17 protein-coding genes and 1 CRISPR repeat array are annotated in these 24,632 nt (G+C 49.4%); of the genes, 4 read left to right on the top strand and 13 right to left on the bottom strand.

Annotated features, from left to right (window positions below):
- Window positions 1-3 precede the first annotated feature (3 nt).
- Window positions 4-3,102: an error-prone DNA polymerase gene (locus AZF00_RS06470; protein WP_062383447.1), complete on the top strand. Its 3,099-nt coding sequence runs from the start codon at window positions 4-6 to the stop codon at window positions 3,100-3,102.
- Window positions 3,103-3,128: 26 nt separating this feature from the next.
- Here AZF00_RS06470 and AZF00_RS06465 read toward each other — a convergent pair whose 3' ends face one another.
- The 4 genes from AZF00_RS06465 to AZF00_RS06450 all read right to left on the bottom strand — a co-directional run bounded on the left by AZF00_RS06465 (window position 3,129) and on the right by AZF00_RS06450 (window position 7,597).
- Complete coding sequence (locus tag AZF00_RS06465) at window positions 3,129-4,310, bottom strand: acetyl-CoA C-acyltransferase (protein WP_008247117.1); 1,182 nt, start codon at window positions 4,308-4,310, stop codon at window positions 3,129-3,131.
- Window positions 4,311-4,332: 22 nt separating this feature from the next.
- Window positions 4,333-5,250 (bottom strand): SDR family NAD(P)-dependent oxidoreductase, encoded by a 918-nt coding sequence (locus AZF00_RS06460; RefSeq protein ID WP_062383444.1) that lies wholly within the window; start codon window positions 5,248-5,250, stop codon window positions 4,333-4,335.
- A gap of 70 nt (window positions 5,251-5,320) precedes the next feature.
- The gene (locus AZF00_RS06455) at window positions 5,321-5,782 is read right to left on the bottom strand and encodes a MaoC family dehydratase (protein WP_062383441.1); all 462 of its coding nucleotides are present in this window, start codon (window positions 5,780-5,782) and stop codon (window positions 5,321-5,323) included.
- A 12-nt stretch (window positions 5,783-5,794) separates the two neighbouring features.
- A complete protein-coding gene (locus AZF00_RS06450) occupies window positions 5,795-7,597 on the bottom strand; it encodes an acyl-CoA dehydrogenase (RefSeq protein WP_008247113.1) in 1,803 nt (600 codons plus the stop codon).
- 211 nt (window positions 7,598-7,808) lie between these two features.
- Here AZF00_RS06450 and AZF00_RS06445 point away from each other — a divergent pair, with 211 nt between their 5' ends.
- A complete protein-coding gene (locus tag AZF00_RS06445) occupies window positions 7,809-8,948 on the top strand; it encodes an epoxide hydrolase family protein (protein ID WP_062383437.1) in 1,140 nt (379 codons plus the stop codon).
- A gap of 419 nt (window positions 8,949-9,367) precedes the next feature.
- Window positions 9,368-12,215: a CRISPR direct-repeat array (repeat unit 28 nt; unit sequence TTTCTAAGCTGCCTGTGCGGCAGTGAAC).
- Window positions 12,216-12,362: 147 nt separating this feature from the next.
- On the opposite strand, the gene AZF00_RS19795 is transcribed toward AZF00_RS06445, so the two are convergent.
- The 6 genes from AZF00_RS19795 to cas3f all read right to left on the bottom strand — a co-directional run bounded on the left by AZF00_RS19795 (window position 12,363) and on the right by cas3f (window position 20,130).
- A complete protein-coding gene (locus tag AZF00_RS19795) occupies window positions 12,363-12,548 on the bottom strand; it encodes an XRE family transcriptional regulator (protein ID WP_418112975.1) in 186 nt (61 codons plus the stop codon).
- Between the two features lie 354 nt (window positions 12,549-12,902).
- Window positions 12,903-13,469: a type I-F CRISPR-associated endoribonuclease Cas6/Csy4 gene (gene cas6f, locus AZF00_RS06435; RefSeq protein WP_008247108.1), complete on the bottom strand. Its 567-nt coding sequence runs from the start codon at window positions 13,467-13,469 to the stop codon at window positions 12,903-12,905.
- A 2-nt stretch (window positions 13,470-13,471) separates the two neighbouring features.
- Window positions 13,472-14,476, bottom strand: coding sequence for a type I-F CRISPR-associated protein Csy3 (csy3, locus tag AZF00_RS06430; RefSeq protein ID WP_008247107.1), 1,005 nt, complete (start codon window positions 14,474-14,476; stop codon window positions 13,472-13,474).
- Window positions 14,477-14,478: 2 nt separating this feature from the next.
- On the bottom strand, window positions 14,479-15,411 hold the full coding sequence (gene csy2, locus AZF00_RS06425) for a type I-F CRISPR-associated protein Csy2 (protein WP_008247106.1): 933 nt from the start codon (window positions 15,409-15,411) through the stop codon (window positions 14,479-14,481).
- Window positions 15,408-16,778, bottom strand: a complete 1,371-nt coding sequence (gene csy1, locus AZF00_RS06420; protein ID WP_008247105.1) for a type I-F CRISPR-associated protein Csy1 — start codon at window positions 16,776-16,778, stop codon at window positions 15,408-15,410. Before csy1 ends, csy2 begins: the two co-directional genes overlap by 4 nt.
- A 22-nt stretch (window positions 16,779-16,800) precedes the next feature.
- Window positions 16,801-20,130: a type I-F CRISPR-associated helicase Cas3f gene (gene cas3f / locus AZF00_RS06415; protein ID WP_062383434.1), complete on the bottom strand. Its 3,330-nt coding sequence runs from the start codon at window positions 20,128-20,130 to the stop codon at window positions 16,801-16,803.
- A gap of 81 nt (window positions 20,131-20,211) precedes the next feature.
- Here cas3f and AZF00_RS06410 point away from each other — a divergent pair, with 81 nt between their 5' ends.
- Window positions 20,212-20,409, top strand: coding sequence for a type II toxin-antitoxin system VapB family antitoxin (locus tag AZF00_RS06410; protein ID WP_008247103.1), 198 nt, complete (start codon window positions 20,212-20,214; stop codon window positions 20,407-20,409).
- Between the two features lie 2 nt (window positions 20,410-20,411).
- Window positions 20,412-20,780 (top strand): type II toxin-antitoxin system VapC family toxin, encoded by a 369-nt coding sequence (locus tag AZF00_RS06405; protein ID WP_008247102.1) that lies wholly within the window; start codon window positions 20,412-20,414, stop codon window positions 20,778-20,780.
- A gap of 7 nt (window positions 20,781-20,787) precedes the next feature.
- Here AZF00_RS06405 and cas1f read toward each other — a convergent pair whose 3' ends face one another.
- The 3 genes from cas1f to AZF00_RS06390 form a co-directional block, all read right to left on the bottom strand.
- On the bottom strand, window positions 20,788-21,735 hold the full coding sequence (cas1f, locus tag AZF00_RS06400; RefSeq protein ID WP_008247101.1) for a type I-F CRISPR-associated endonuclease Cas1f: 948 nt from the start codon (window positions 21,733-21,735) through the stop codon (window positions 20,788-20,790).
- 148 nt (window positions 21,736-21,883) lie between these two features.
- Window positions 21,884-23,584: an SWIM zinc finger family protein gene (locus AZF00_RS06395; RefSeq protein ID WP_008247100.1), complete on the bottom strand. Its 1,701-nt coding sequence runs from the start codon at window positions 23,582-23,584 to the stop codon at window positions 21,884-21,886.
- 13 nt (window positions 23,585-23,597) lie between these two features.
- The gene (locus AZF00_RS06390) at window positions 23,598-24,560 is read right to left on the bottom strand and encodes a helix-turn-helix transcriptional regulator (RefSeq protein ID WP_008247099.1); all 963 of its coding nucleotides are present in this window, start codon (window positions 24,558-24,560) and stop codon (window positions 23,598-23,600) included.
- Window positions 24,561-24,632: the final 72 nt, after the last annotated feature.

The following is a 24,632-nucleotide window of genomic DNA, read 5'->3' as shown; positions in this document are numbered from 1 at the left end:
CCTATGCCTAAGATAAAACCTGCACCCGCGTCTTACGCCGAGCTTCACTGTCTGAGCAATTTCAGTTTTTTGCGGGGCGCCTCCCACCCTCAAGAACTAGTCGCTACCGCCGCTGAACTGGGCTATAGCGCGATTGCGATTACCGACGAATGTTCACTGTCTGGCATAGTGCGGGCTTACCGCGCCAGTAAAGAACACAATATTAAACTCATTTGTGGCGCCGAATTTATACTCGATGAAGGTATTCATCTGGCCTTACTCGCGCCGACACGACAGGCCTATACCGAGCTGTGTTCCCTGATCAGCCGCGCCCGCCTGCACAGCAGCAAAGGCAACTACCAATTAAACTTAAGCGATGTCCGCCGCTATAGTCAGCACTGTTTAGCGATTTGGATTAATCCCGATGAAACGGAGAGCCACGCTAGCGAGTTGAAAAAATATTTTAACGATCGGCTCTGGCTCGGCGTTAGCTTTCACGGCCAGCAGCAATCTGAACCCTACTATTTTAAACGCTACCAAATTGCTCGCCACCACGACATTAATATGATCGCCTGTGGCAATGTGCATATGCACTGCCGCCAGCGTAAGCCCTTACAAGACATACTCAGTGCGATTCGCCTTAATACCTCGGTGCAAGCCCTTGGCAGCCAAGTACAGGCCAATAGCGAACGCTACCTTAAACCACTGTCACTGCTGCAGCGCGACTACCCCGCCGACTTACTCAAAGAAAGCGTCGCCGTTGCCGAGCGCTGCACTTTTAGTCTGGCAGAGCTGCGCTACCAATACCCCAATGAAGTGGTGCCCATGAACAAAAACGCAGGCGAATTTCTGCGGGAGATCACCTTGCATGGCGCCCAGCGGCGCTGGCCAACAGGCATACCGGAACTGGTTAAAAGCCTACTCGAAAAAGAGCTAAGCTTAATTGCCGAATTAAAGTACGAGCATTATTTTTTAACGGTTTACGACATTATTCAGTTTGCCCGCAACCAAGGCATTCTCTGCCAGGGCAGAGGTTCCGCCGCCAATTCTGCAGTGTGTTACTGCTTATTTATTACCGAGGTCGACCCATCCCGAGGGCAGTTATTATTTGAACGTTTTATTTCCCGCGAACGCGACGAACCACCCGACATCGATGTCGATTTTGAACACGAGCGCAGGGAAGAGGTGATTCAATACATTTATAAAAAATACGGCCGTCAACACGCCGCCCTTGCCGCCACCATTATCAGCTACCGGCGACGCAGTGCTGTGCGAGATGTGGGCAAAGCCCTGGGTTTAGACGACTACCTGCTGCAAAAGCTGTCTGGCAATATGGCCTGGTGGGACGATAAAAGCACTTTTATTCAGCGCTTAGAAGAAAGTCAATTCGAGACTAGCAGCCTGCCAGTCCAGCAATTTATGAGTTTGCTCAATGAAATTTTGGGTTTCCCTCGGCATTTATCCCAGCACGTTGGCGGCTTTGTTATTACCCGCGACCCCATCGCCAGTTTGGTACCCATTGAAAACGCGGCCATGCCCGAGCGCACCATTATTCAGTGGGATAAAGAAGACCTAGAAGCGCTAGGCATGATGAAAATTGATGTGCTCGCGCTAGGCATGCTCAGCGCCCTGCGCAAAAGCCTCAGTTATATCAGCGCCGCTGGCGGCAGCGTTCAGCAACTCAGCGATATACCCGCTGAAGACCCCGCCACCTATCAAATGCTCTGCACCGCCGACAGCGTCGGGGTCTTTCAAATTGAATCCCGTGCGCAAATGACCATGTTGCCAAGGCTGCAACCCCGCACTTTTTACGATCTCGTTATTCAAATCGCCATTGTCAGGCCCGGCCCTATTCAAGGCGGTATGGTGCATCCGTTTTTACAGCGACGGCAGGGCTTAGAAAAAGCCGAATATGAAAACGACGCCATTGCCCGAGTATTAAAACGCACCCTCGGCGTGCCGGTTTTTCAAGAGCAGGTTATTCAGCTCGCCATGGTTGCCGCTGGCTTTAGCGGCGGCGAAGCCGACCAACTACGCAGAGCGATGGCGAGCTGGGGTAAAAACGGTGACTTAGTCAAATTCCGCAGCAAGCTAGTCGACGGTATGCGCGAGCGCGGCTATAGCGAAGATTTTGCCGAGCGCCTGTTCAGCCAAATGAAAGGCTTTGGCGCTTATGGTTTTCCCGAGTCCCACTCTGCCAGCTTTGCTTTATTGGCCTACGCCTCGGCGTGGCTTAAGTGCCACTACCCAGCAGCCTTCTATTGCGGCTTATTAAACAGCCAGCCCATGGGCTTTTACTCGCCCTCGCAATTAATACAAGACGCCAGCCGCCACGGCATTGAAGTACGACCCATTTGCATTAATCACAGTGACTGGGATCATCGCCTTGAGGGGGATTCTACCACCCCCGCCCTGCGCCTCGGCCTACGCCTCATTAAAGGTTTACCCAAGCGCAGTGCCGAGCTGCTTTGCCAAATACGGCAGGATGCCTTATTCCACAGCATTGACGATTTTTGCACCCGATTTACCATCGCCAAGCAGTACTGGCAACAACTGGTGCAGGCCGACGCCTTCCACTGTTTTAATTTGCACCGCTATCAAAGCCTGTGGGAAATCAGCGCGTGGCAGGCCCCTGCGCCCCTAGGCAATTTACACCCCGCACAAAATGAGACTCTTCGGCTTAAGCCCCCCGTGGAAACCGAGGAAGTACTCAGCGACTACCGCCATACCGGCCTCAGTCTGCGACGCCATCCCTTGGCATTGCTACGCGCCCACAAGCTGTTTGCAAACTGTGCCCGCGCAGAGGACTTAAAAAATATCGATAACGGCCGGTTTATTCGCATTAGCGGTTTAGTCAGCTGTCGACAGCGACCGGGCAGCGCCTCGGGGGTAATGTTTGTGACACTCGAAGACGAAACCGGCAACAGCAATCTTATTGTGTGGCCAGCGGTACAAGAACACTATAAAAAAGCCTTATTGCAAGACCAAGTGCTGATTGTGAAAGGTTGCGTACAAAAAGCCGCGGCGGGCCATGCTACGCCGGTGATTCATGTCGTGGCGTTCAGTATTGAAAGCCACGATCATCTTATGCGGGTTGACGCTGCGTCACATGATTTTCATTAACGCAGCGTCAAGGGAGGCAGTCAGTTCTATACAACCTCGAACAAGCCCGCCGCCCCCATACCACCACCAACACACATGGTGACGACAACGTATTTAACACCGCGACGCTTACCTTCAATCAGGGCGTGCATGACCATACGCGCACCGCTCATACCGTAGGGGTGACCAATAGAGATTGCGCCACCATTCACGTTCAAGCGGTCATTAGGAATACCCAGCTTGTCGCGGCAGTATATAACCTGCACGGCAAAAGCTTCGTTGAGTTCCCACAGACCGATGTCGTCCATTTTCAAACCCGCGCGTTTTAACAGCTTGGGAATAGCGAATACGGGGCCAATACCCATTTCATCGGGCTCGCAGCCTGCAACCGCCATACCGCGGTAGATACCCATGGGCTCAATATTGCGCTGGGACGCCAAGGTGCCGTCCATCATCACTACTGCGGCAGCGCCGTCAGAAAGCTGTGAGGCATTGCCGCCAGTAATAAAACCACCCTCGCGCACCGTCTTTAAACCAGCCAAACCTTCTAGGTTGGTCGACGGACGATTGCCCTCGTCTTTGACCAAGGTCACGCTCTCTTCAGAGGTTTCGCCGGTTTCTTTATTCATGACGAGCTTAGAAGCAGTAACAGGCACAATCTCATCGTCAAATTTACCCGCCTGCTGCGCAGCTGCCGTGCGCTGCTGGGATTGCAGTGCGTACTCATCTTGGGCTTCGCGTGAAATATTGTAACGCTTGGCAACAATCTCGGCGGTGTCCAGCATGGCCATATAAATATTCGGGGAATGCGCAATGGCCGCAGGGTCGACCAGTTTGTGCATATTCATATGTTCATTTTGAACCAGCGAAATAGACTCGCAGCCGCCCGCAAGCAGCATGGGCGCGCCGTCCATCACAATCTGCTTAGCACCTGTGGCAATGGCCACCAAACCAGATGCACACTGACGGTCTATGGTCATGCCCGAAACCGACGTAGGTAAGCCTGCCGCCATTGCCGCGATACGACCAAAGTTCATGGTCTGGGTGCCCTGCTGCATTGCCGCACCCATAATGCAGTCATCGATCTCATTGGGATCTATGCCTGCACGCTCTACCGCCGCTTTAATGGCAAAAGCCGTTAACGACGGCGACTCCAAATTATTAAACGCGCCGCGATAGGCTCTGCCGATGGGAGTACGTGCTGCGGAAACAATTACTGCATCTTTCATGATATGTCCTCAATTAGAAATATTATTTAGCACCCTGCATAAACGCTTGGGCCTTGAGAAGAAATTTTTCAGATTGCTTAAAGCCAGATTCCAACTCAGCCTGATTACTGGTATTACAAATATCATCCCACTGGCTTGCCACCGCTTCGGGGCTACGCTCCTCAGGGCTAAGGTATATACCATCGGTTTCGAAGATACTTGATTTTGCATAACCACCGCCGCCAGCGCAGAGAATAAAACGGCTCGGCGCGTTGTCATGACAGAGCGTTAAGGCACCTGCCGTTACCGCCTCAGGCACCAACATGGCTAATATTTCGGCAGGCATAATGTCTTCGGTCATTCGTGTTGCCGCCGTTGGCGCCAATGAATTCACATTGATATTGTATTTTGCGCCTTCGATGGCGAGGGTATTCATCAAACCCACCACCGCCATTTTAGCCGCGCCGTAATTGGCTTGACCGAAGTTGCCGTACAAACCACTAGAGGACGTGGTCATCACAATACGGCCATAGGCCTGCTGCTTCATGATTTCCCAAACGGCCTTGGTGCAGTTCACCGAACCCATAACGTGAACATCCATCACCAATTTAAAATCGTCGATGGACATTTTGGAAAAGGATTTGTCGCGCAAAATACCAGCGTTATTAATTAAAATATCAACTCGGCCCCATTTCGCCATGGTCTGTGCCACCATGTCTTCCACTTCGCTAAAAATCGCAACATTCGCACCATGAGAAAATGCCTCACCGCCAGCAGCCTGGATTTCAGCCACCACTCCATCCGCTGCAGCGGAAGACGCACCAACGCCATCGCGCGCACCGCCCAAATCATTGATGACCACTTTGGCGCCACGAGCCGCAAGCTCCAAAGCGTGACTGCGACCAAGGCCATTACCTGCACCAGTAACAATGGCGACTTTACCGTCAAAACGAATACTCATAATTTTCTCCAAATACCTTTAAGGCCTAAAGCCCGTTACGATCAACTTGCCAAATGCTGGGATCAACGACTCAAGCAACCATTTGAATACTAATCCACTCTGCGATTAACGCAGGTTTTTCCTCACCTTCTATTTCTAAAGTAACTTGGGTATTCACCCGAAAACTACCCGGCTTAGTTTCTTCAATACTCAGAATTTTTGCCTTAGCGCGAATACGGCTATTCACTTTAACGGGCGCAAGAAAACGCACCTTATCAAAGCCGGAGTTAATCCCCATATAAAAGCCTTTGATGATGACACTGTACTGTTCAGAAAAATATGACAACAAAGACAAGCTAAGAAAGCCGTGGGCAATGGTCGTACCAAAAGGCGTCTCTTTAGCCCGCACCGGGTCAACGTGAATAAATTGCTGATCCATAGTGCAATCGGCAAATTGATTGATGCGCTCCTGGCTAATACTCAACCACTCAGTGGGTGCTGGTTCAAAACCAACATAATCTTGAACTGCTTGTTTATCTATTAATGTCGTCACAGTACTCTCCCTTTAAAACCAGTTATTATTCATTTCATAAAAAGTAGCGTCGAGGTCGAGCAGGTTTTTCGACCAAACCTCAATTAATGGCAATTCAAAATTAAAGAAGTATTTCATCGCCTGCAGCTTACCCAAATAAAACTGCTGATCCGTTTCATGGGGCTTCGCCGCCATACCCTTTTGCGCGACAAGTCCCTGACGTAACCACAACCAAGCAATAACAACATGACCGAAAACTTCGAGGTATTTCACCGAATTCGCCATCACCAAATCTATAGGTTTCGCCATCATCGCGCCAAGCAAATGTTCAGTGGTCGTCTCTAAGGTGACGATCGCAGCGGCAAGACGCTCAGCGACAGGTGCTAAATCCCCTTTCCTTGCCTCGTCAATCGTAGTTTGCATAAGCGCCAAAAAGGCCCGATAGCCAGCCATATTATTCATTGGCAGCTTGCGGCCAAGTAAATCCAAGGACTGAATACCTGTTGTGCCCTCGTGAATAGGGTTCAAGCGGTTGTCACGGTAGAACATTTCAACGGGATGTTCATTGATATAGCCATGGCCACCCAACACCTGAATAGCGAGATCATTGGCTTTAGGGCCGTATTCCGAGGGCCAGGTTTTAATAATGGGGGTGAGGAAATCAAGCAAAGTATGCGCAGCGTGGCGCGCTTCTTCGGTCTGCTCAGTGTCTTTATCATCGGCCAATTGCGCGCCAAACATACACAGCGCGAAAGCGCCCTCGGCATAAGCTTTCTGGGCCAACAACATGCGCCTCACATCGGCGTGTTCAATAATACTCACCGGCGCAGAGCTGGGGTCTTTGCACGAGGGCAACCGCCCCTGAGGCCGCTCACGGGCATAATCTAGCGAATACTGGTAGCCAGTCAGGGCTAAGCACGCCGCCCCGGTTCCCACCATAACTCGCGCCTCATTCATCATGTGGAACATATACGTTAAACCACGATTTTCTTCACCGACCAAATAGCCCACTGCGCCCTCATTCTCGCCGAAGCTCAAGGCCGTTGAGGTTTGGCCCCGACCGCCCATTTTGTGGAACAGGCCCGCTAGCGCAACATCATTGCGCTCGCCAAGAGAGCCGTCGGCATTCACCAGAATCTTAGGCACAATAAATAGAGATATTCCCTTCACCCCCGCTGGCGCGCCCTTAATACGGGCCAACACCAAGTGCACAATATTCTCATTCAGCTCATGCTCACCACCGGAAATAAATATTTTGCTGCCACGAATGCGGTAAGTACCATCGTCGGCGGGTACTGCCGTCGTTGTTAAATCGGCCAGCCCCGAGCCCGCACCCGGCTCGGTCATTGCCATGGTGCCAGCAAAGCGACCAATACGAATCGGCTTCACCCAGGTTTCAATTTGCTCTGCACTACCGTGATTTTCAATTAGGTTGGCATTAGCATTACTCAAGGCCAAATAACCCGTCGTGGTGCTTGCCGCAGCGGTCAAGTAGGCATTAGCAGCGCTGGCGACTAACGGCGGCAATTGCATACCGCCTAGTTCAAAATCAGCCGTCGACGACACAAAACCCGCCTGAGTAGCCGCATCTACCGCGACTTTAATCTCCGGTATCATATGCACGTTCTTGCCATCAAACGTCGGTTGCTGCTCATCCACTTTCTTGCGAATGGGCACAAAATACTTCTCAGCAATCGACTGCGCGGTATCAATTGCGGCATTAAAGGTCTCTACTGAATGATCTGCGTAGCGGGGACGCTTTATTAAAGATTCGGCGTCAAATAGCTCATAAAGCATAAATTGAAGATCGCGTGCGCAGAGAATAGGAGCAGCCATATCGCCTCACCTTATTATTGAGTAAAGATCGCAGTGTGGCAGCAAGCCAACATCTATACCATGACATCACATGTCTAGACGAAATTAGCCTCAATCACCGCTAGCCCACCATAGCCGAATACTAATACTCACATCATAAAGTGTGCTTTAATACTATTTCGCATACGTACCAAAGTAAGCACAATCATTCCAATAAAGATGAGTCAAAAGCATGAGCAATTTAATCAAACCCTTTAACGTCGCCATACCGCAAGCCCAGCTCGACGACCTTAAAGCTCGCCTAGCCAATACTCGCTGGCCAAACGAAGAGCCCGTCGACGACTGGAGTCAAGGTGCGCCCTTAAATGCCGTAAAATCATTGTGCGAATACTGGCAAAATGACTACGACTGGCGCCGCTGCGAACGCGAAATAAACGCTCACCCCCAGTTCACTACTGAAATCGACGGACTAGAAATACACTTTTTACACATTCGCTCGCCCCACGAAAATGCCCTGCCCATGATCATGACCCACGGCTGGCCAGGCTCAATACTTGAATTTATGAAGGTCATTGAACCCCTGAGTAATCCCACCGCCCACGGCGGCAAGGCCGAAGATGCCTTCCATTTAGTTATTCCCTCCCTGCCCGGCTATGGCTTCTCAGGCAAACCCACAAGCACCGGCTGGGGACTCGAACGCATCGCCAAAGCCTGGATCACCCTCATGGCTCGTCTAGACTATTCAGAATTTGTCGCCCAAGGCGGCGACTGGGGCTCCGGCGTCACCAGCGCCATTGGTCATATCCATCCACCGCAATGTCGCGCAATTCATATTAATATGGCCCTAGCACACCCCACCGAAGACGACATGGCGTCACTCAGCGAACGCGACCAAAAGGCCTTAGCCGACATCAAACACTATTTTGACTCAGACTCCGGCTACGCCATGATCCAAAAATCACGGCCGCAATCCATGGGCTACGGCTTGGCCGACTCGCCCGCCGCGCAAGCGGCCTGGATATACGAAAAATTCCATGGTTGGACCGATAACAACGGCCGCCCAGAAGATGCCCTCACCGTCGACCAAATGTTAGACGACATTAGTATTTACTGGCTCACTAACAGCGGCGCCTCATCAGCCCGCCTATACTGGGAAAGTTTTCATAGCATCTTTGCAGAACCCTTGACCATCCCCTGCGGCGTCTCTATTTTTCCCAAAGAACTATTCAGACCCGCGCGAAAATGGGCCGAACGAATTTACCAAAACCTGATTCACTGGAACGAATTAGATAAAGGCGGTCACTTTGCCGCTTTCGAACAACCAGAAATTTTTATAAATGAAGTGCGAAGCTGCTTTGCTAAAGTTCGTTAGGCAATCGTGCGGACTCTTTTAGCGATCTGTTGACCTTCTCCCGAACATTTCATAATAGTAGCGCCTGTATGGGTGCTACTATTGTAGTCTAAGCTGTTAAATAACTTAAAGAAAATGCATACCCGCCTGAATGCGAAAGCCCTCGACTCGATCGTCACCTCACGCTTCTAGCGCGCACCTCGATGCTGTACTGCGAGCCCAAAATCGACCTACCGTGCAGCACATTGCCTTCGGCCGTAAAGTAATCTTCTGCCCATGCTTACTCTACATGAATTAAAGTAAACTGCCGTGGGCAGAAGGCGTAATGCTGAAGGGCTGAGATGGCTAAGTAGTCGTCCGTATAAACCACCGAGTAAAATGCCCCCAGAAGCAAGTAGCCCTTCCGTTGTCTTCACAATCATCGCACGGCAGGTCAGTTGATTTTTAGCTGCCTGTGCGGCAGTGAACATGTGGAGCGGCCCACGGCCCTCTGAATCAATTTTCTAAGCTGCCTGTGCGGCAGTGAACCCTCCATTGGTGGGCTGGTTGGCTCTGTTATTTTTCTAAGCTGCCTGTGCGGCAGTGAACTTAAATTTATCCCACGATTTATACGATAAACTTTTCTAAGCTGCCTGTGCGGCAGTGAACGGTTCGTGGGTTATTCTTAATCCCAAGCACACTTTCTAAGCTGCCTGTGCGGCAGTGAACGCTTGGTTGCCATCCAAATACTGCACTTCAATTTTCTAAGCTGCCTGTGCGGCAGTGAACATTGAGCAAGGCTTATTGAAAGTTGAGGGGGTTTTCTAAGCTGCCTGTGCGGCAGTGAACTCTATGTCTTTTATGCGCAGGCTGAGGCATTCTTTCTAAGCTGCCTGTGCGGCAGTGAACGTCAACGCCGTATTGTTCGGCCTGCTTGATTTTTTCTAAGCTGCCTGTGCGGCAGTGAACTGAACGAGGGTGTTTCGTGGGGCGCGCAATATTTTCTAAGCTGCCTGTGCGGCAGTGAACAGTGGTAATAATCTCAGCAATGCCCTTTTCTTTTTCTAAGCTGCCTGTGCGGCAGTGAACTATGAAGCTGAGCGCAACCGCATGATGCAAGCTTTCTAAGCTGCCTGTGCGGCAGTGAACGGCTACACCACTGGCGAGATCCAGCAGCTAATTTTCTAAGCTGCCTGTGCGGCAGTGAACATTTTCTGTCATGTTATGAAGTCCTTGTCTTTTTTCTAAGCTGCCTGTGCGGCAGTGAACACTAAGATTATAAATCTCAGTATCAAGCATTCTTTCTAAGCTGCCTGTGCGGCAGTGAACTTATCGACGTATACGTTCACCGTCGATTCAAATTTCTAAGCTGCCTGTGCGGCAGTGAACAACAGTGTGTCGTTCATGTTGGTGTAGTGCTTTTTCTAAGCTGCCTGTGCGGCAGTGAACTGCGCACGCACGCATCCGGTAATGCTCGCAGCTTTCTAAGCTGCCTGTGCGGCAGTGAACATTATGGTGGGCGCGTCCAATGTTTTGAAACTTTTCTAAGCTGCCTGTGCGGCAGTGAACTCCTTGGTGTCGCCGTGGAATATTGCGCAAATTTTCTAAGCTGCCTGTGCGGCAGTGAACATATTCGACGGTTTCAACAACGGCGATATAAATTTCTAAGCTGCCTGTGCGGCAGTGAACGGGGAATTACTGAGGCCGTGGCCAGCGCTAACTTTCTAAGCTGCCTGTGCGGCAGTGAACACGCTAATTCTTGCCCCGCAGCAATTAGCGCATTTCTAAGCTGCCTGTGCGGCAGTGAACTCTGGTAGTTTCGGCGCTCGGTATTGTTTACCTTTCTAAGCTGCCTGTGCGGCAGTGAACCGCCAAAACGATCAGGCACACAAGACTTTGCATTTCTAAGCTGCCTGTGCGGCAGTGAACTGCTAGCGTGTCGGCAGTAGCGCCTACCGTGTTTTCTAAGCTGCCTGTGCGGCAGTGAACGCATGGTGGTGAGTCAATCACACCGAGTAAAATTTCTAAGCTGCCTGTGCGGCAGTGAACGGCTTGTCTTCGAGGGTGCCGGTTATATCTTTTTTCTAAGCTGCCTGTGCGGCAGTGAACTATCGGGCGGAGGTGATAGGCTTGCAGGCTTTTTTCTAAGCTGCCTGTGCGGCAGTGAACATAGCCGTCTTCGTCGCGGGCGAGTTCGTATATTTCTAAGCTGCCTGTGCGGCAGTGAACCTGGCCTTATAACTGCTACCGGATCTGCCGAGTTTCTAAGCTGCCTGTGCGGCAGTGAACTCCAAAATAAATGCCTTCCCACTTGACGCGTATTTCTAAGCTGCCTGTGCGGCAGTGAACCTTACCAGCGTTTCCGCTTGTCGCTTGCCAATTTTCTAAGCTGCCTGTGCGGCAGTGAACAAGGAGAATGTAAAAACTCTGCCTGGCGTTAATTTCTAAGCTGCCTGTGCGGCAGTGAACCTTTTCTTTATTCGGATGCACCAGCGTTTTATTTTCTAAGCTGCCTGTGCGGCAGTGAACTTAAAATAGCGGCTGGTGTATTGGTGGCAGCTTTTCTAAGCTGCCTGTGCGGCAGTGAACGTAGCCGCCGTGGTCACTTCCTTGGCAAGGGTTTTCTAAGCTGCCTGTGCGGCAGTGAACGGCTTTCGCAAGATGCTGGCTGCTTTGCGCGTTTTCTAAGCTGCCTGTGCGGCAGTGAACGGGCTTGGGCGCAATGCGGCGAGGTCGCACTTTTTCTAAGCTGCCTGTGCGGCAGTGAACTAGCGTACCGAGTAGCCGTACTGCTTCGACTATTTCTAAGCTGCCTGTGCGGCAGTGAACGCTTGCGGGTCGGCAGCGTTGTTGTTGTTCTCTTTCTAAGCTGCCTGTGCGGCAGTGAACGATGGTAAGGTCATCTCGATTCGGTGCGAGGTTTTCTAAGCTGCCTGTGCGGCAGTGAACCAACAAGCACAGCAACAAAGCGCGCACTTATATTTCTAAGCTGCCTGTGCGGCAGTGAACGCATTCTAAACGGGTAAGCTGTTGCGTCCGGTTTTCTAAGCTGCCTGTGCGGCAGTGAACGACTAGGTGCCTATCCTGGGCGCTTAGGTACTTTTCTAAGCTGCCTGTGCGGCAGTGAACGCTGATCTGGTGCCAGCATTGTGCAAAGAGATTTTCTAAGCTGCCTGTGCGGCAGTGAACTGCTTAGAGGCTTGGGCTTTGGAGGGGATGAATTTCTAAGCTGCCTGTGCGGCAGTGAACCAGTGTCTGGTGCAACTGAGAAATTTAAATATTTTCTAAGCTGCCTGTGCGGCAGTGAACCACCAGTATAAAGCGCAAAAAAATAGCTACAACAATAACTTAGCCTTAAACCATCGAATTACCCAATGATTCCAGCTATCATTGTAACCAATTGATTTTAAATAATTTTTAAAGAGCGAGAATTTAATGGTCAGATTTGCATATTTTTCAGGTTGCGTAACAAATATTTAGCTTAACGGTGTAGCAAACTGCCGCTAGCATCTGCGCTAGGCGGTCTACACTGCACTTTTCTATTTCCCCCTTTAATGCATCATTCAATCTGGATTGCGTAGTGCCTAGCGCTACCGCGGCTTTGGCAATTCCTGATCGCCGAACAACCTCGGGGACTTCCATCATCAGTTGCGAGCGCTAGTGCAGGCTCGCCGATTTTACTGGATTATTTTAAATAGCATCTCAAAACTACTGAATGCCTAAATCATGGTGATTCCTACCATTTAGTAACCCCCTTCAAGCGAACTCTTGCAATTTCAACTTCAGATTGCCAAGCATTTTGGGTCTTCATCTCAAATAAGTGCAAAATTTGCGATGTAGAAAACACGAAGCTGCCGCCCAGTCTAATACGAACTTCGCGCCTTTCTAACCTACTGTCGGGGACGGCTTCCGACGTCCCGATTTCAGCTCCCTTTGTACACGATCAATTTCGTAACCGCCCCTCTGCTTTACAGCATCCGAATGCACTACCCCATACTAAAACCACGGCACTGTGGCGGTTTTGGAGAGGCCATATGCGCTAAATTCTCCAACAACCAACCCAGTTACACTAAGCTTTTCAACAAATAGCGGAACTCTGGGCTGCCCGGTGCTTTGGCTTCTTAATATCACATGGGGGCAAACAATGGCTTGCTGGTATTTCTCTGCAATAGCGTGCGCCAATTCAGGTGTCCACGTACCGCGAGCTTTGTGTCGGGCCTCCATACGCCGACGATCACTCTCTCCTTTTACATGCAGGCGCTGAAATCTAGCGTAACCTTTTAACCTACTCGGCACTAAGGCAATTGGCGTAACCAAGGCATAGCTTGAGATAATCGGCAAAGCTTTCAGCCGAAATGCAAGTTGATCCAAATCTTTGGAAGTACCATGGAGCCGCAAAATCCCCCCTAGGGTTCGCGCTTGCCCATAACCAGGAAAACTCAAACCTATTCGGCCACAAAATGCCGGTAATAGCCCATGTAACACCTGCATGAGCTGACCAACAACGGCTGATTGAAGCAACTCCGGATCAGGAATGGCTTTTATTTCAAAATAATGATCCATGCCTACTCCTTGCCACTGGCTCCAAACACGCCACCCCGAATCAATACCGCCATTACGTAGTGCTGCTGCTCCACACTTGGCACGGAATCCTTAAGCACCCAATTGTCGAACAGACTATAAAAATCCTGCTTTTGTTTAGGCTGACGGAATGCAGTACCAAGCGTTGTTACTGCACCATAGGGTTCTGCGGCAACAGGAAATTGAGCATCGGGATACCAGTTATCGATTGTGCGGATAGCGTTGCTAATTTTTTGCGAATGCATGCCCGCAATATCATTTTTTTGATAAAGCACTTTGCTCTTCTCTTTGCCTGTATCCAAGATTAGCTCCTGCGAAGGATAAACTTCCTGCCCGTAACCCACCTTAGCTTCGGCTTTGATATACAAAATAACAAAAGCATCACCTTTCAAGCCCTGCTCTATGCGAGTCGCAAGTTCACTAACTGCATTATTGTTTTGGCTAAAATCGGTAAGCGATAACTGTTTGGCATCTTCAATCACGGCAATAGTACCCGCACCATCAGGGCTAAGCGACACGGTTAATCGGATTGATTCGGCTCCCAAACGGTTGCGCCATAACCAGCGGGAGTTGGCAATATTAGTGGCGTAACGACGAGACAGCTCGGCCACACCAGACTCCTGTAAATAGCCTTGCACCACTCCCTGCAACTTAGCCTGATACGCTTGATCGTTACAAACGCTTGGTTTGCCAGTAAAAGGCAACACTTTGCAACTCCACTTCACCACCAAAGTGTCGCAATCATGATCGAGCGAAGCCACATCCACGGTCTGCAAATTGGGCTTTTCTATTTCTGCATCCAGCTTTACTGGGTCATTGGCGATAGCCGATTTAAGTCGATTACTGATAGTGCCGCGCACAGATTTGGTTTGAATTTTTACGGGCCGAAATTGTGCTGCACTTACTGCACTATCAACCTGCGAAAACAAAGCGTCAGATATATCCAAATTACGCTCAAATGCCAATACGGTTGCTGTTGTTAATGTCATGGTCACTCTCCTTGCTGATTTTGAATTGATTGGGAAAAAAGAAATAGATTGTTACTCTGTTTATAACGCCAAAAACTATTAGAAAATTGTTTAGGCAAACGATACGGAAAAACCCATTTACCCAAACTGTAAATCGACTCAACATATTGGCTTGGGTACTGATTCGTTCGGCAATTTGCCAACTCTCCGGGGGCAAATTGCGGCGCGATTGATTGAAACCCTACCGGTATAGGTACCAGCCAGCCTTTACCGGTTTTGACGCTACGGGTTTGCCAGCCATTTTTATTGACCTTGGTTTCTACTGGCTCGTGGTGCAATGTGGAAACCTCAATTAATGCATCCAGCGCTGTGGCTTCTGGTTTGGCCTGTTGTAATTCACGAGTAATTTCTAGCAACTCCTGAGTGGCCTGCATCAACACAAAACCGGGCAACAAGTGTTTAATAATTTCTTTTTCCTCACTGCCATCCAAAAGACGCACTTGCTTAACGGCGTGAACGCTGCCGCCCACCATCCGTTGTTGTAAAACCCACTCTTTGCACTGTTTTTCCAGTTTCTCTTGATTATCATCAATGTCACGGGCAACGGAGCGACTGGCGGAAACTTCTATCACTAGGCTAAACGTTAAATCAGCTTTGCCCTCTTCAATAATGGCGGCAGTTGAGCCATCTTTTTTAATGGGATTACGACTTTGATTAAAGCTATAGTCGGCATAGCGATGAGGCCGATAGCTATGCACATGTATTGCATGACAGGCAATCAAAACACCGCTCAAATCCACAGAAAATCCCGCATCTACTATTTTTCGATTAAGGGCATGCACAGCACCCATAATTCCGGAAATAGCGGGAAAGCCATAAGTTAAAGGGCTAGAAATGGCGTTGGCTTTTTCAACTTTTATTCTATCTAGCAGCAAATAGTGGCTAATCTGGCTCATACAAATGTCTCCTTACCTGAGCGCAAGCTGGCTTTAATGGCATGTTCAATTTCTTGTTGCCATTCTTTGTATTCTGCGTCACCAATGTCTGATGCTAATTTGGTGAATTTTTTCTGCAAACGCTCGTTCACCCACAGAGCAAACTTATCGACTATCATTTCTGGCCAATCACTGCTTACACGCCCTTCAGCGAAGTCCGTTTCGTCCTCCAGATCCGACCGGTACGGGTCTAACCAATACTTCTCGGTCATTGGCAGCTCATAGTTTTTACTCCAACCTGGCGCATACGTTTGCTGAATAAATTCAACCAGCTCGAATAACATGGCTAAAATTAAATCCAACGCATCTTTTCTCGCCTCACGGACATCGACAACATTTTTATCTGTAATAAGCACTTCATATAAATCTCGAAAACCGTTACGGCAATAGTAGGCAAGCTTACTGTCAAACAGAGTTTGCGTGCGTTGGCTCAAGCGGAATTCTTTCACCGACGCAATAACGGGCGGTAATGAGGGCAGTAAATAGTTTCGCCCCCCCTGCTTACTTATTAGTTGGCTGATGTTCTGAGGTTTAGTACCACCGAGTTTTAAAAAAGCAATCTCGGGAATAGATATATAGGGCAAGTGCTCAGCTGGCTTTTTCTTTCTGCTATCACGTCCAGCCTTATTCTCTTCACTGAAACGCAAATCATTTATTTTTGAGAACCATTGACTGGTTAGGGCCGAGGGGTAGAGCGGCACAATAGTAACGTAAGTATCCTCAGAGATAGCATTCGCCATTGGCCATAAGAGCTGCTTATTTAGTTCATAGGTGGCAGGCTTTTCAATGACATTATCCAAGGCTGATTTAAAACGTCTTGCATACTCAGTAGATAACTCAGGTTTGGCACTAAACGCGCACTCTAGCGCCGGGTGCTCGGCCTGAATCAAATGGCGCAGCTTAGTACCGCTACTCTCATCCACTGTCGTTTCAAAAAAGGCCGCCAATGGCAGAGCCGCCGCGTTACCGTTGGCGTCCAATGCCAAACTGTCTAAGGTTTGAGAGCCAATCACCGCTTCTGGCAAACATCCATCAGCGCGAAAATTAAGGTTGTCGCCTTTAGAGTCGGGATGTATGCCTTTAGATATATGCGTACCAAATCGGAGCTGGCCTGCCATACGCGTAGCAGCATCTTGCATCCAATTTTCAAATTCATACTTGGCTTTAAGTGGGGCCAATTTCGCTTGAATAGCAGATATTTTGACAATATCATTCTCGCTATCCAGCTTTTCTAGCGACTTCAGATCCGCTTCGGCTTTCTTTTCATATTGTGTTGTAAGAAATGTTTCAAGCGCATTATTTACCTGCTGCTGAGTTATTCCATCCATTTATTTTCTCCTTAAAAAATCACTATTCGGCCTTCCAAAACCCCAACCACGGGTGAAATAGCCAGACTCCATCTCTCTGCGCCAAACGCACGGTGGCGTACTGGCGAGCAACTTTGGTGAGATTGTGTTCACCTAACTTATCGGCTAGCTCCTGGACTACATCATCTAGCCCTACTGTTAACCAAGGGCTGACTTGGGGATTACAGGGCGAGAACTCAGCAAAACGTATCTTGCTTGTTTGATAGGGACAGTTATACAAGTCCTTCCAGGCGGCCTCGGCAAAAGTGAATTTGTAGCCGTGTTCGTCCTCTGGGACAGGCAGGCAAACATAGTCATCCTCCGGCACATCGCGATCTCGAAATGGGCTAATCTTTTGGAGATGGGCGGATGTGTGATTGCCATTACCTGACCGCCAAAAAGCACTTACGAAATTGTCTGTGTTATTCAACAAGCCATTCATTACCGCATGCTCTAAATCAGCTAGGCGTTTTTCTGGCTGAAGCTCCTCCTCATGGACGATACGGGCAATGGAATCGATGCGATTTAACTGTGCTTGGGTAATCAGCTCACTACAGCTGTGACTGACAAGTTGAAAACGTGGCTCTTGTTCAAAACCTGGGCGGGTGAAACAAACTGCATCCCCTTTTAAGCCATGAATATTCTTATCCATTACGAAAAGGTTCGGGCTAGTTGCTATTTTATCCGGGCGGTGCCGCCACACCCGCCCTGCGAGTTGAATTAGCGAGCGCATGGAGGAAGGCTCCACAATTGCCCAATCATAATCGTGGTCGCGGCCCACTTCTGCCACTGGGCTGGCAACAACGATAAAGATATGTTGTCCGGCGCTACTGCGGTTCAGTGCCGTCTGCACTTCCGTGTGAGTAAATAGTGATTTAGGCTCCGAGCGGCTCAATATTCGGTCTAGCTTTTGTTCCAAGCCATCCCGCAATATCAATAACTGCTTGGCGTGGTAGCAGCAAAGGTGAATATGCACATCGCTCGGCAATTCAATTTGCGCGTACATGTTACGCACAAGGTGAATAATTGGCTCTACATTGGCCATGCGAATAAGGCCGATACTGACCTGCTTGTTTGTGACGGGACACGCTTCTGCGTGCCTACCATGAAGTTCGATTGCGGCATCCAGCATTAGCTTTGCCAAAGCTGGCATATGTATTTTAAGGCGCTCACCTTCTTTTGCTGGCGGCAGTTCAACAGGCAAAATTTCTGCCTTTCGCCGCACGGGCTCTGCCAGCAATTTAGCTTCACGTTTGCTTACAAACTGCTGGTGCGCCGATGTAAATACGTCAAAATCTGCACAAGCTGTGCCTTGCTGATGATATTCATCAAACCACGCACAGGGTATAGGCTGCGCAGACGGAACACCCATATGGCTATTCCAGACTTTACGCCCGGCGGAATAGGCTTGATACAAACCCGCCAACATATCTGGCGTTAACGTCGCCGAAGAAAGTAGAACCTTACTCCCGTATAACCCAGCCATATGCACTAATCGTGCAAGTGCAGGCAAATCGGACTGATCAAAATCGTCTGGTTCATCCAAAACCAGATCACTGGTAAGCAGACGCAGTACCGGGGCTATGTAACGCCCACCCCGACTGCACTCAGAAGCTTGCATGATGTGGTCAACAGTACAACTTACTACTGGTGCCGCCAGCAACTTTTGGGTTTTGCTGTCTTCCAGCAGAGTTTGAAACTCTTCAGGTAACAAGCTGCCATCTACCTCTTCGCCCATACCCAGCAAAGGTTCGATAGATTCACTGCCACTCTGGGTGAAGTCTTGCTCCTCTTGCGCCAGCTCAAACAATTTTCGATTAGCAGCACCACCAACCAATATTGCCAAATTTTCTTCGCCCAGTGAAAGACGCTCTCTTAGCGCCCTTCCGGTTTGCAAAGTAAGCACACGTAAGCCTAGGGCAATGGTAAAACGAGCGCCCGTTTCCGAGCTGGCAAGAGCATACATAATGCGGGCATTAGCTAGCGTTTTACCGCGCCCAGTAGACGCCATATTGACCCCGAAAAAACCTTGGCGCTGGGCAGATTCCTGTAGCTTTGTAGCAAGTGCGAACGCCCCGTTTTGCCAGAGGTAATTTTCTTTTCGGGTTTGCGCCAGAAAAGGCTTATGTTTACTAGGCAATACGGGCAAGCGCCGGGATAAGCGTGGTATATCCAAAGCCACTTTTTTGGCAAAACTTGCTACACCAAGTAAATGTTCATCTAGTGGCTGTTTGATTCCACCTTCTTGATTGGTGTTGGCCGCAAGTTTATTGGCGAATTGGGCGTCTCCCTTTACTCGCTTTTTGTCATTGGGATCAGACAAACGCGAATAATTATGATCCGCCAGCATCAAGCAGAGCCGGGAAAGATGCATAAGTAGCGGGTCAGAAATAGTGTTTTGGGCCAACGCCATAAGCGGCGCATGGTCGCGGGCTTTTCTGGCCCAACGCTTCAACTCCCGCTGCCAACTCTTACTGGTCATGACGACTTCTTTTAAGCGCCAAAAATCTTTATCTGTATCGGCTTTCTCGTTTTTTACCCATTTTTCATAGGGCGCTAAACTGGCAAAGAACTCCTGCATATCCATTTCTTTGCCCCATTCACGGTCATTTAGTTGCTCTGCATATCGCTGTGAACGAGCGTACCGAGTGGGTTTGTAGGTTGGTAATCGATGATGGGTAACAACTAGCCAAGCGATCAATTGCGCCAATGGCGGCAGCTTATCTAAACGACGGGGGTTACCTTCATCGTCATTTGGAAGGTGTTTAAGCCAATCAGGGTTACCTTGAATATAACTATCAAAATCCATCACCCGGCTTAACCATTGCTCATCCGTATTACACCCATAAATCATGGCTTGAAATAATCGCAGTGAAATCCATTCATGGCGGTATGGGTCACCTTTGAATTTATCACTAGGACTAAACAGTTTATTTTGAAAGCCAACTGTCGCTTTCCCAATGTCGTGCAGCAGTGCAGCTAATACCGCAACAATCTGAATGGCATGGCCGTAAATCCAGCGATTTTCATCGCCAGCGCTATAGCTATCATTAAGCGTAGTATTTACCGGCACTCCTCCTTCATAGTTAAATTTATTCCTATTCCCCACCACCCAAATCAGCTCACTCCTTGCCCTACTCCGAATCCAATGGCAACTCACGGCCGTATTCTTTGTTGCCGTTTTTCTCAATAACTTTTTAACCGCCAGCAAACCCTCTTGGGTAATCACCGTTTGCCATGTGTTATCGCCAATACGGTCGGCAAAGGCATCTAAAACCCGTCTGCTGCGGGCGATGGCCTTTTTATCGCATTGGCTTACAAAGGTGACCATCATTAGCGGACACCCCCGCCATCTAGTGCCTGCATCAATTTTGGCATACAATGATGCTTTTTCTGGCGCCTAAGGAGTAATGCCATGCGTACCACACTCAATATTGACGATGCCTTGTATGCCAAAGCCGTTGAATTAACGGGTGTACATGAGAAAACAGCCTTGCTTAAAGAAGGTCTTAAAGCCTTGATTGAGCGAGAAAGTGCTCGGCGCTTGGCCTTTTTAGGCGGTTCTGAGCCTGACTTGCAGGCTGCTCCTCGCCGCCAGTCAGCTAAAATATAAGCATGGTTCTGGTTGATACCTCGGTTTGGGTTGATCACCTTCGCCAAGGCGATAAAGTGCTCGCCGATTTGCTTATGCTGGGTCAAGTTTGTATGCACCCAATGATTATTGGCGAACTGGCCTGCGGCAATCTTCATAAGCGCGGCCAACTCATTGCACTTTGGCAAGGCTTGCCATCCATCACCGAAGCCAGCCACAGTGAGGCTTTATACTGCTTAGCCGAAAATGACCTCTCTGGCAAAGGCATTGGCTTTGTCGACTTACACCTGATTACCGCGACATTACTGACCCCATCAACATTAATTTGGACTCGCGACCGCCGTTTAAAGGCCGCCGCGCAAACGCTAAACACCTGTTTTATTGCTGATTGAGTGTTCATCACTGATTAGCCCCTTTCAAAGCCGCACTCTTCACTTGTTCAAACATAAAGTCCAATGCCTTGTGCTGGGTAAAGGCTTGCAGGCATTGTTGGCGAAATTCTTGTTCGGTGGCTTTTTCTTTGGCGCAGATAAAGGCCCACGGCAGAATAATGGCGTCTTTTATTAAGTCGGCGATATCGAACACCAAGGCGCCCCGACGAGTTTTGCCGTGCATAACGGCGAAGCCGTGGGGAATACCGAGCACCCAGAGTGTGGTGGCCGCTAGTCCGTAAGCAAGATAGTTGCCGTGATTGAGAAAGGCGTTGGCGGTGTCTACGGCTTCGCGCTCACGCACGAAGTCGCCATACTGACTGCGATTGGCGGCTATTTTGTAGAGCTGTTTGGTGAGTTGTGCTTCGGTTTGTAGTAGTTCGCTGACTTTGGCGGCTTTTTCGGTTTTGCTAAGGAAAATTTCTAGGGCCTGCGCGATGTCTGCGTCGTTGGCATTAAAACCTTCTGATTTTAGGTCTTTGTCTCTGGCCCAAACACCCTGCAAAAATTCGATTCTGGCTCGTTGCAATTGACGAGCGACCAGCAAACGCTTGGCGTCATCAAACCAGAATTGCATCCAACCTTGAATATATTCGGTGGGGCGATATTCGCTTTGCGGGCTTAGCCATTCAATTTCCGTGGCCATTAGTAGCGGTGTGCCGCCACCGCCACAAAACCCTACCATTACGCCTGCCTGCGCTAACATGCGCATAGCTGCCTGAGTGAGCGAGGTGCCTGTACCCAGCAACAGGCAGGTAGTATTGGCGATGGGGATATTCCAATACTGGTTTTCGTTTTTAGCTTCGGTTAAATACAGCACCCGACCGTCTTTTTGCATTACTCGGCATTTTTCAAGGTAATAAATATTCGCCCGCTTGGAATGCAGTATTGCCTTTAGATCGGTGAGCTGTTCCATTCCCTCTCCTGTATACAATCCATGTTAGAACACCACTCCGGTGTCCCCAAGCCAATAGCCGTTAGTAAGCGCTGTACTTGGCCCTACCTTATCACCGCCACCGGACAAAACCTGTCCTGGCCGTATATCCAGTATTTTTGGGTGTTCACTACAACCCTGTAAATGCCTCTCTTAACCACTGGCAAAAATTCCGTTTACGTTTGAATTCGGCGAGTAAGCCATGAAGCACTTGCGTCACTTGGTGTGCGTATTGTTTGCCCGCAATTTTCTCGGCAAGTTTGAGCGTGTCTATGGCGCGGTGGTAGCCGTCATTGTTGCTGGATTCAATGAAGGCACGGCTTGCGCGATACAGCACCGGCAGTACGCGTTCGGCTTGCTGGGGATTGGCCTTGGCAATTTTCACCAATAAGTTGGGGTGTAGTTTGCCTGCCTCCGCTAAGTCGAGTGCCTGCGCGAATTCCTGAAAATGGAGGTGTAGTTCAGCTATGGTGTTGGCAGCCTCAATTTGTCCGTAGAATTTGTTTTGGTTGTTAACGGTTTGTTTCGCAAGTTCAATCGCTTTGCTGCGATTCTTCTGGTCATCTTTTTGGCCCTTGATGGCAATTATCTTTTGATAGTGCTCAACACTTGGCCATTTAGCAAAGCGCTGCCAAAGGAGTTCCACCACTGGCGCGTAGTCTTTGTGGTATAGCCAAAGTGCAATTTGATTATCTTCTAATGCAGCTGTAGCCCCATAAGGTTTATTTTTGACAGCTTCCGCGCGTTTTCGCCACCATAGGGCTTGGTCAAACATATTGTATTCAAGACAGAGATCCGAAAGCTCAAGAAAGTCGCCAAAGTCACAGGCTATTTTGGCGTATAGGGCAATTACTGCCTCGCTGTCGTTACGACTGATGGCCTCATACTTAAGTGGATATAGCAGGTGCAGGTAGTCACCTTGCGCTGCCCAGTCTTTTTCTTGCAATGGTGGCAAGGCATCCCAAGCGACTCGCAGCCTTGTCATAAAGGCCTGCATGCCCTCCTCACCGAGCATGTTTTCGTACTCTTCTGGAATAGAAGGATAAAATTCAGATTCTGGCTGCATAAACAAGGAAAATAGGTAGGCCGCCAAGTCTGTTGCAGGTAATGCCGCAGCGCTAAGGGCGCGGTCATGCCAGCTTGCTAGGCGCTCTAGGGCATCGAAACGAAAGCCGCCGGAGTCGTCGATGGTGTCTAGCGCCCGGCCCACCCTCGCAATGGCGTAATCTGTTAGCGCTAGGGCCTTGTTTGCGGGCAAATCTGGCATGACGGTCTCTAAACCGCTTAGCACGGCGTCGAGGCGGGCAAAGTAATTGCGCACTTGGGGGTAACTATGCAGGTGTTTGTTTAAGGGTGTTGCGGCGGTGATTTGCTTTTTTATGGCTTTGTCATTGAGTTTGCCGGCGGCGATATCGGCCTTGATAGTTAATTGCGCAAGGGCATCGCGGTCGTTTCGCAGTTGTTCTAGTAACATCGCAACCAATTGCTGCTTGTCTAAGGTCATCAAATAACTTGGCAGGCGGTCTTTGGCGGTGCTGCCTTGCAGGGTTTTGTCTTGCTGAAGCTGGTCGCGATAAACCAAGGCGGCAGCAACGCAGTGTTTACAAAAATCAAAGCCTTCTGAGGCTGGGCAGTCGCAGCTACCTTCAAAGAGTTTACTGGTGTGCTTTAAGGTCACTTGGTAAATTTCACTGCCCTCCACCTCTGCAATAATGGTTTTACCCTTTAAACGCAGTTGACCGACATGACCTTGCTTGTAGTAGTCTAAACCGCGCTTGTAGGCGGCATCCCCGGCTAATTGAATGAGCAGCTCCTCGCTAATTTCTCGCATTTTCGGTCACTTGCTACTGATATAATTGAATGGCTTGTTGAAGCCGCTTATGCACTGCTTGGCGCAATTCCGGTGGTTGTTCGACGCGAACATGTGGGCAATATCGCAGTATGTCTTGAATCAGTTCGCGGTCATCGCTGTAGGGCAGGCTTAGCAGGTAATCGCTGGCGTCCCAATTGCCACATTGTTCGGGGTGCCATTGTTGCATTGCGATTTCGTGGGCGATCTCGGCGCTAAAGCGCAGTACCGCTGTGTATTTTGCGGCACCAGAAAAAATGCCATAACCCGCTGTAAAATGCGAGTTTAGTTGTTCGCTCGCCACGGCCCATGCACTTTGGTCAAGCACGCTAAGCTCCATTAGCCTCGCTACCGAAAAGGTACGTAGGCCATTTCGAAGATGGCACCATGCATCCACATACCAATTCTCGCGGTAGTAAACGAGGGTTTGCGGGCTTATCTCTCGGCGCGAAACTTGTTGCTGGTAGTTGCGATAACTAATAGACAGCCGCCGCCTTTTTAATACCGCCTCGCACACTTGGGCAAACATGTGGCTGGCAACATAGCGGTTACTTAACGGCAATACTTTAATGTGTTGATCGAAGGCGCTACGTTCGATACCACGAGCAGTCAACATTTTGGTAATAGACTGCTCTACAACTACTAGCTCTTGATTGAGCAAGCCGTTGCCAAAGCTCTCGAGGAGTTGTAAAAGCAGAGCCAGCGACTGTAGCTCCGCACTAGTCAACCACAGTCCGGGCAGTTCATAGTGGTCCTGTTCATCCGCCACATAGGCCCAGCCTTTGGCTTCAGGGACATACTCTATGGGGGCGTCCAAGTAATCGCGCATATTCTCTATGGCGCGTTTTACCGTTTTCTCAGAGCATTCGAGTAAAGCGGCAAGTCGAGCAATAGATATCGGTTTTCGGTGTTGACGAAACTGTCGGTGTAAAAGCTGAAAACGATCAAATTTATCCAAAACTCAAAATCATCCCTGTTGTCGTCGTGCAATAGCACAACGAATGATCCCTCATTTCCTAATTGGGCTATA

It is taken from the genome of Zhongshania aliphaticivorans (assembly GCF_001586255.1).
Taxonomy (GTDB): Bacteria; Pseudomonadota; Gammaproteobacteria; order Pseudomonadales; family Spongiibacteraceae; genus Spongiibacter; species Spongiibacter aliphaticivorans.
This window is presented reverse-complemented; position numbering and strand designations above follow the sequence as displayed.

Coding starts and splice junctions, on each gene's coding strand:
- AZF00_RS06470 (WP_062383447.1), top strand. CDS start 4: ATGCCTAAGATAAAACCTGCACCCGCGTCTTACGCCGAGCTTCACTGT.
- cas1f (WP_008247101.1), bottom strand. CDS start 21,735: ATGGAACAGCTCACCGATCTAAAGGCAATACTGCATTCCAAGCGGGCG.
- csy2 (WP_008247106.1), bottom strand. CDS start 15,411: ATGAGCCAGATTAGCCACTATTTGCTGCTAGATAGAATAAAAGTTGAA.
- cas6f (WP_008247108.1), bottom strand. CDS start 13,469: ATGGATCATTATTTTGAAATAAAAGCCATTCCTGATCCGGAGTTGCTT.
- AZF00_RS06395 (WP_008247100.1), bottom strand. CDS start 23,584: ATGCGAGAAATTAGCGAGGAGCTGCTCATTCAATTAGCCGGGGATGCC.
- AZF00_RS06465 (WP_008247117.1), bottom strand. CDS start 4,310: ATGAAAGATGCAGTAATTGTTTCCGCAGCACGTACTCCCATCGGCAGA.
- AZF00_RS06410 (WP_008247103.1), top strand. CDS start 20,212: ATGCGTACCACACTCAATATTGACGATGCCTTGTATGCCAAAGCCGTT.
- AZF00_RS06405 (WP_008247102.1), top strand. CDS start 20,412: ATGGTTCTGGTTGATACCTCGGTTTGGGTTGATCACCTTCGCCAAGGC.
- AZF00_RS19795 (WP_418112975.1), bottom strand. CDS start 12,548: ATGGAAGTCCCCGAGGTTGTTCGGCGATCAGGAATTGCCAAAGCCGCG.
- AZF00_RS06450 (WP_008247113.1), bottom strand. CDS start 7,597: ATGGCTGCTCCTATTCTCTGCGCACGCGATCTTCAATTTATGCTTTAT.
- csy3 (WP_008247107.1), bottom strand. CDS start 14,476: ATGACATTAACAACAGCAACCGTATTGGCATTTGAGCGTAATTTGGAT.
- csy1 (WP_008247105.1), bottom strand. CDS start 16,778: ATGGATGGAATAACTCAGCAGCAGGTAAATAATGCGCTTGAAACATTT.
- cas3f (WP_062383434.1), bottom strand. CDS start 20,130: ATGATGGTCACCTTTGTAAGCCAATGCGATAAAAAGGCCATCGCCCGC.
- AZF00_RS06460 (WP_062383444.1), bottom strand. CDS start 5,250: ATGAGTATTCGTTTTGACGGTAAAGTCGCCATTGTTACTGGTGCAGGT.
- AZF00_RS06445 (WP_062383437.1), top strand. CDS start 7,809: ATGAGCAATTTAATCAAACCCTTTAACGTCGCCATACCGCAAGCCCAG.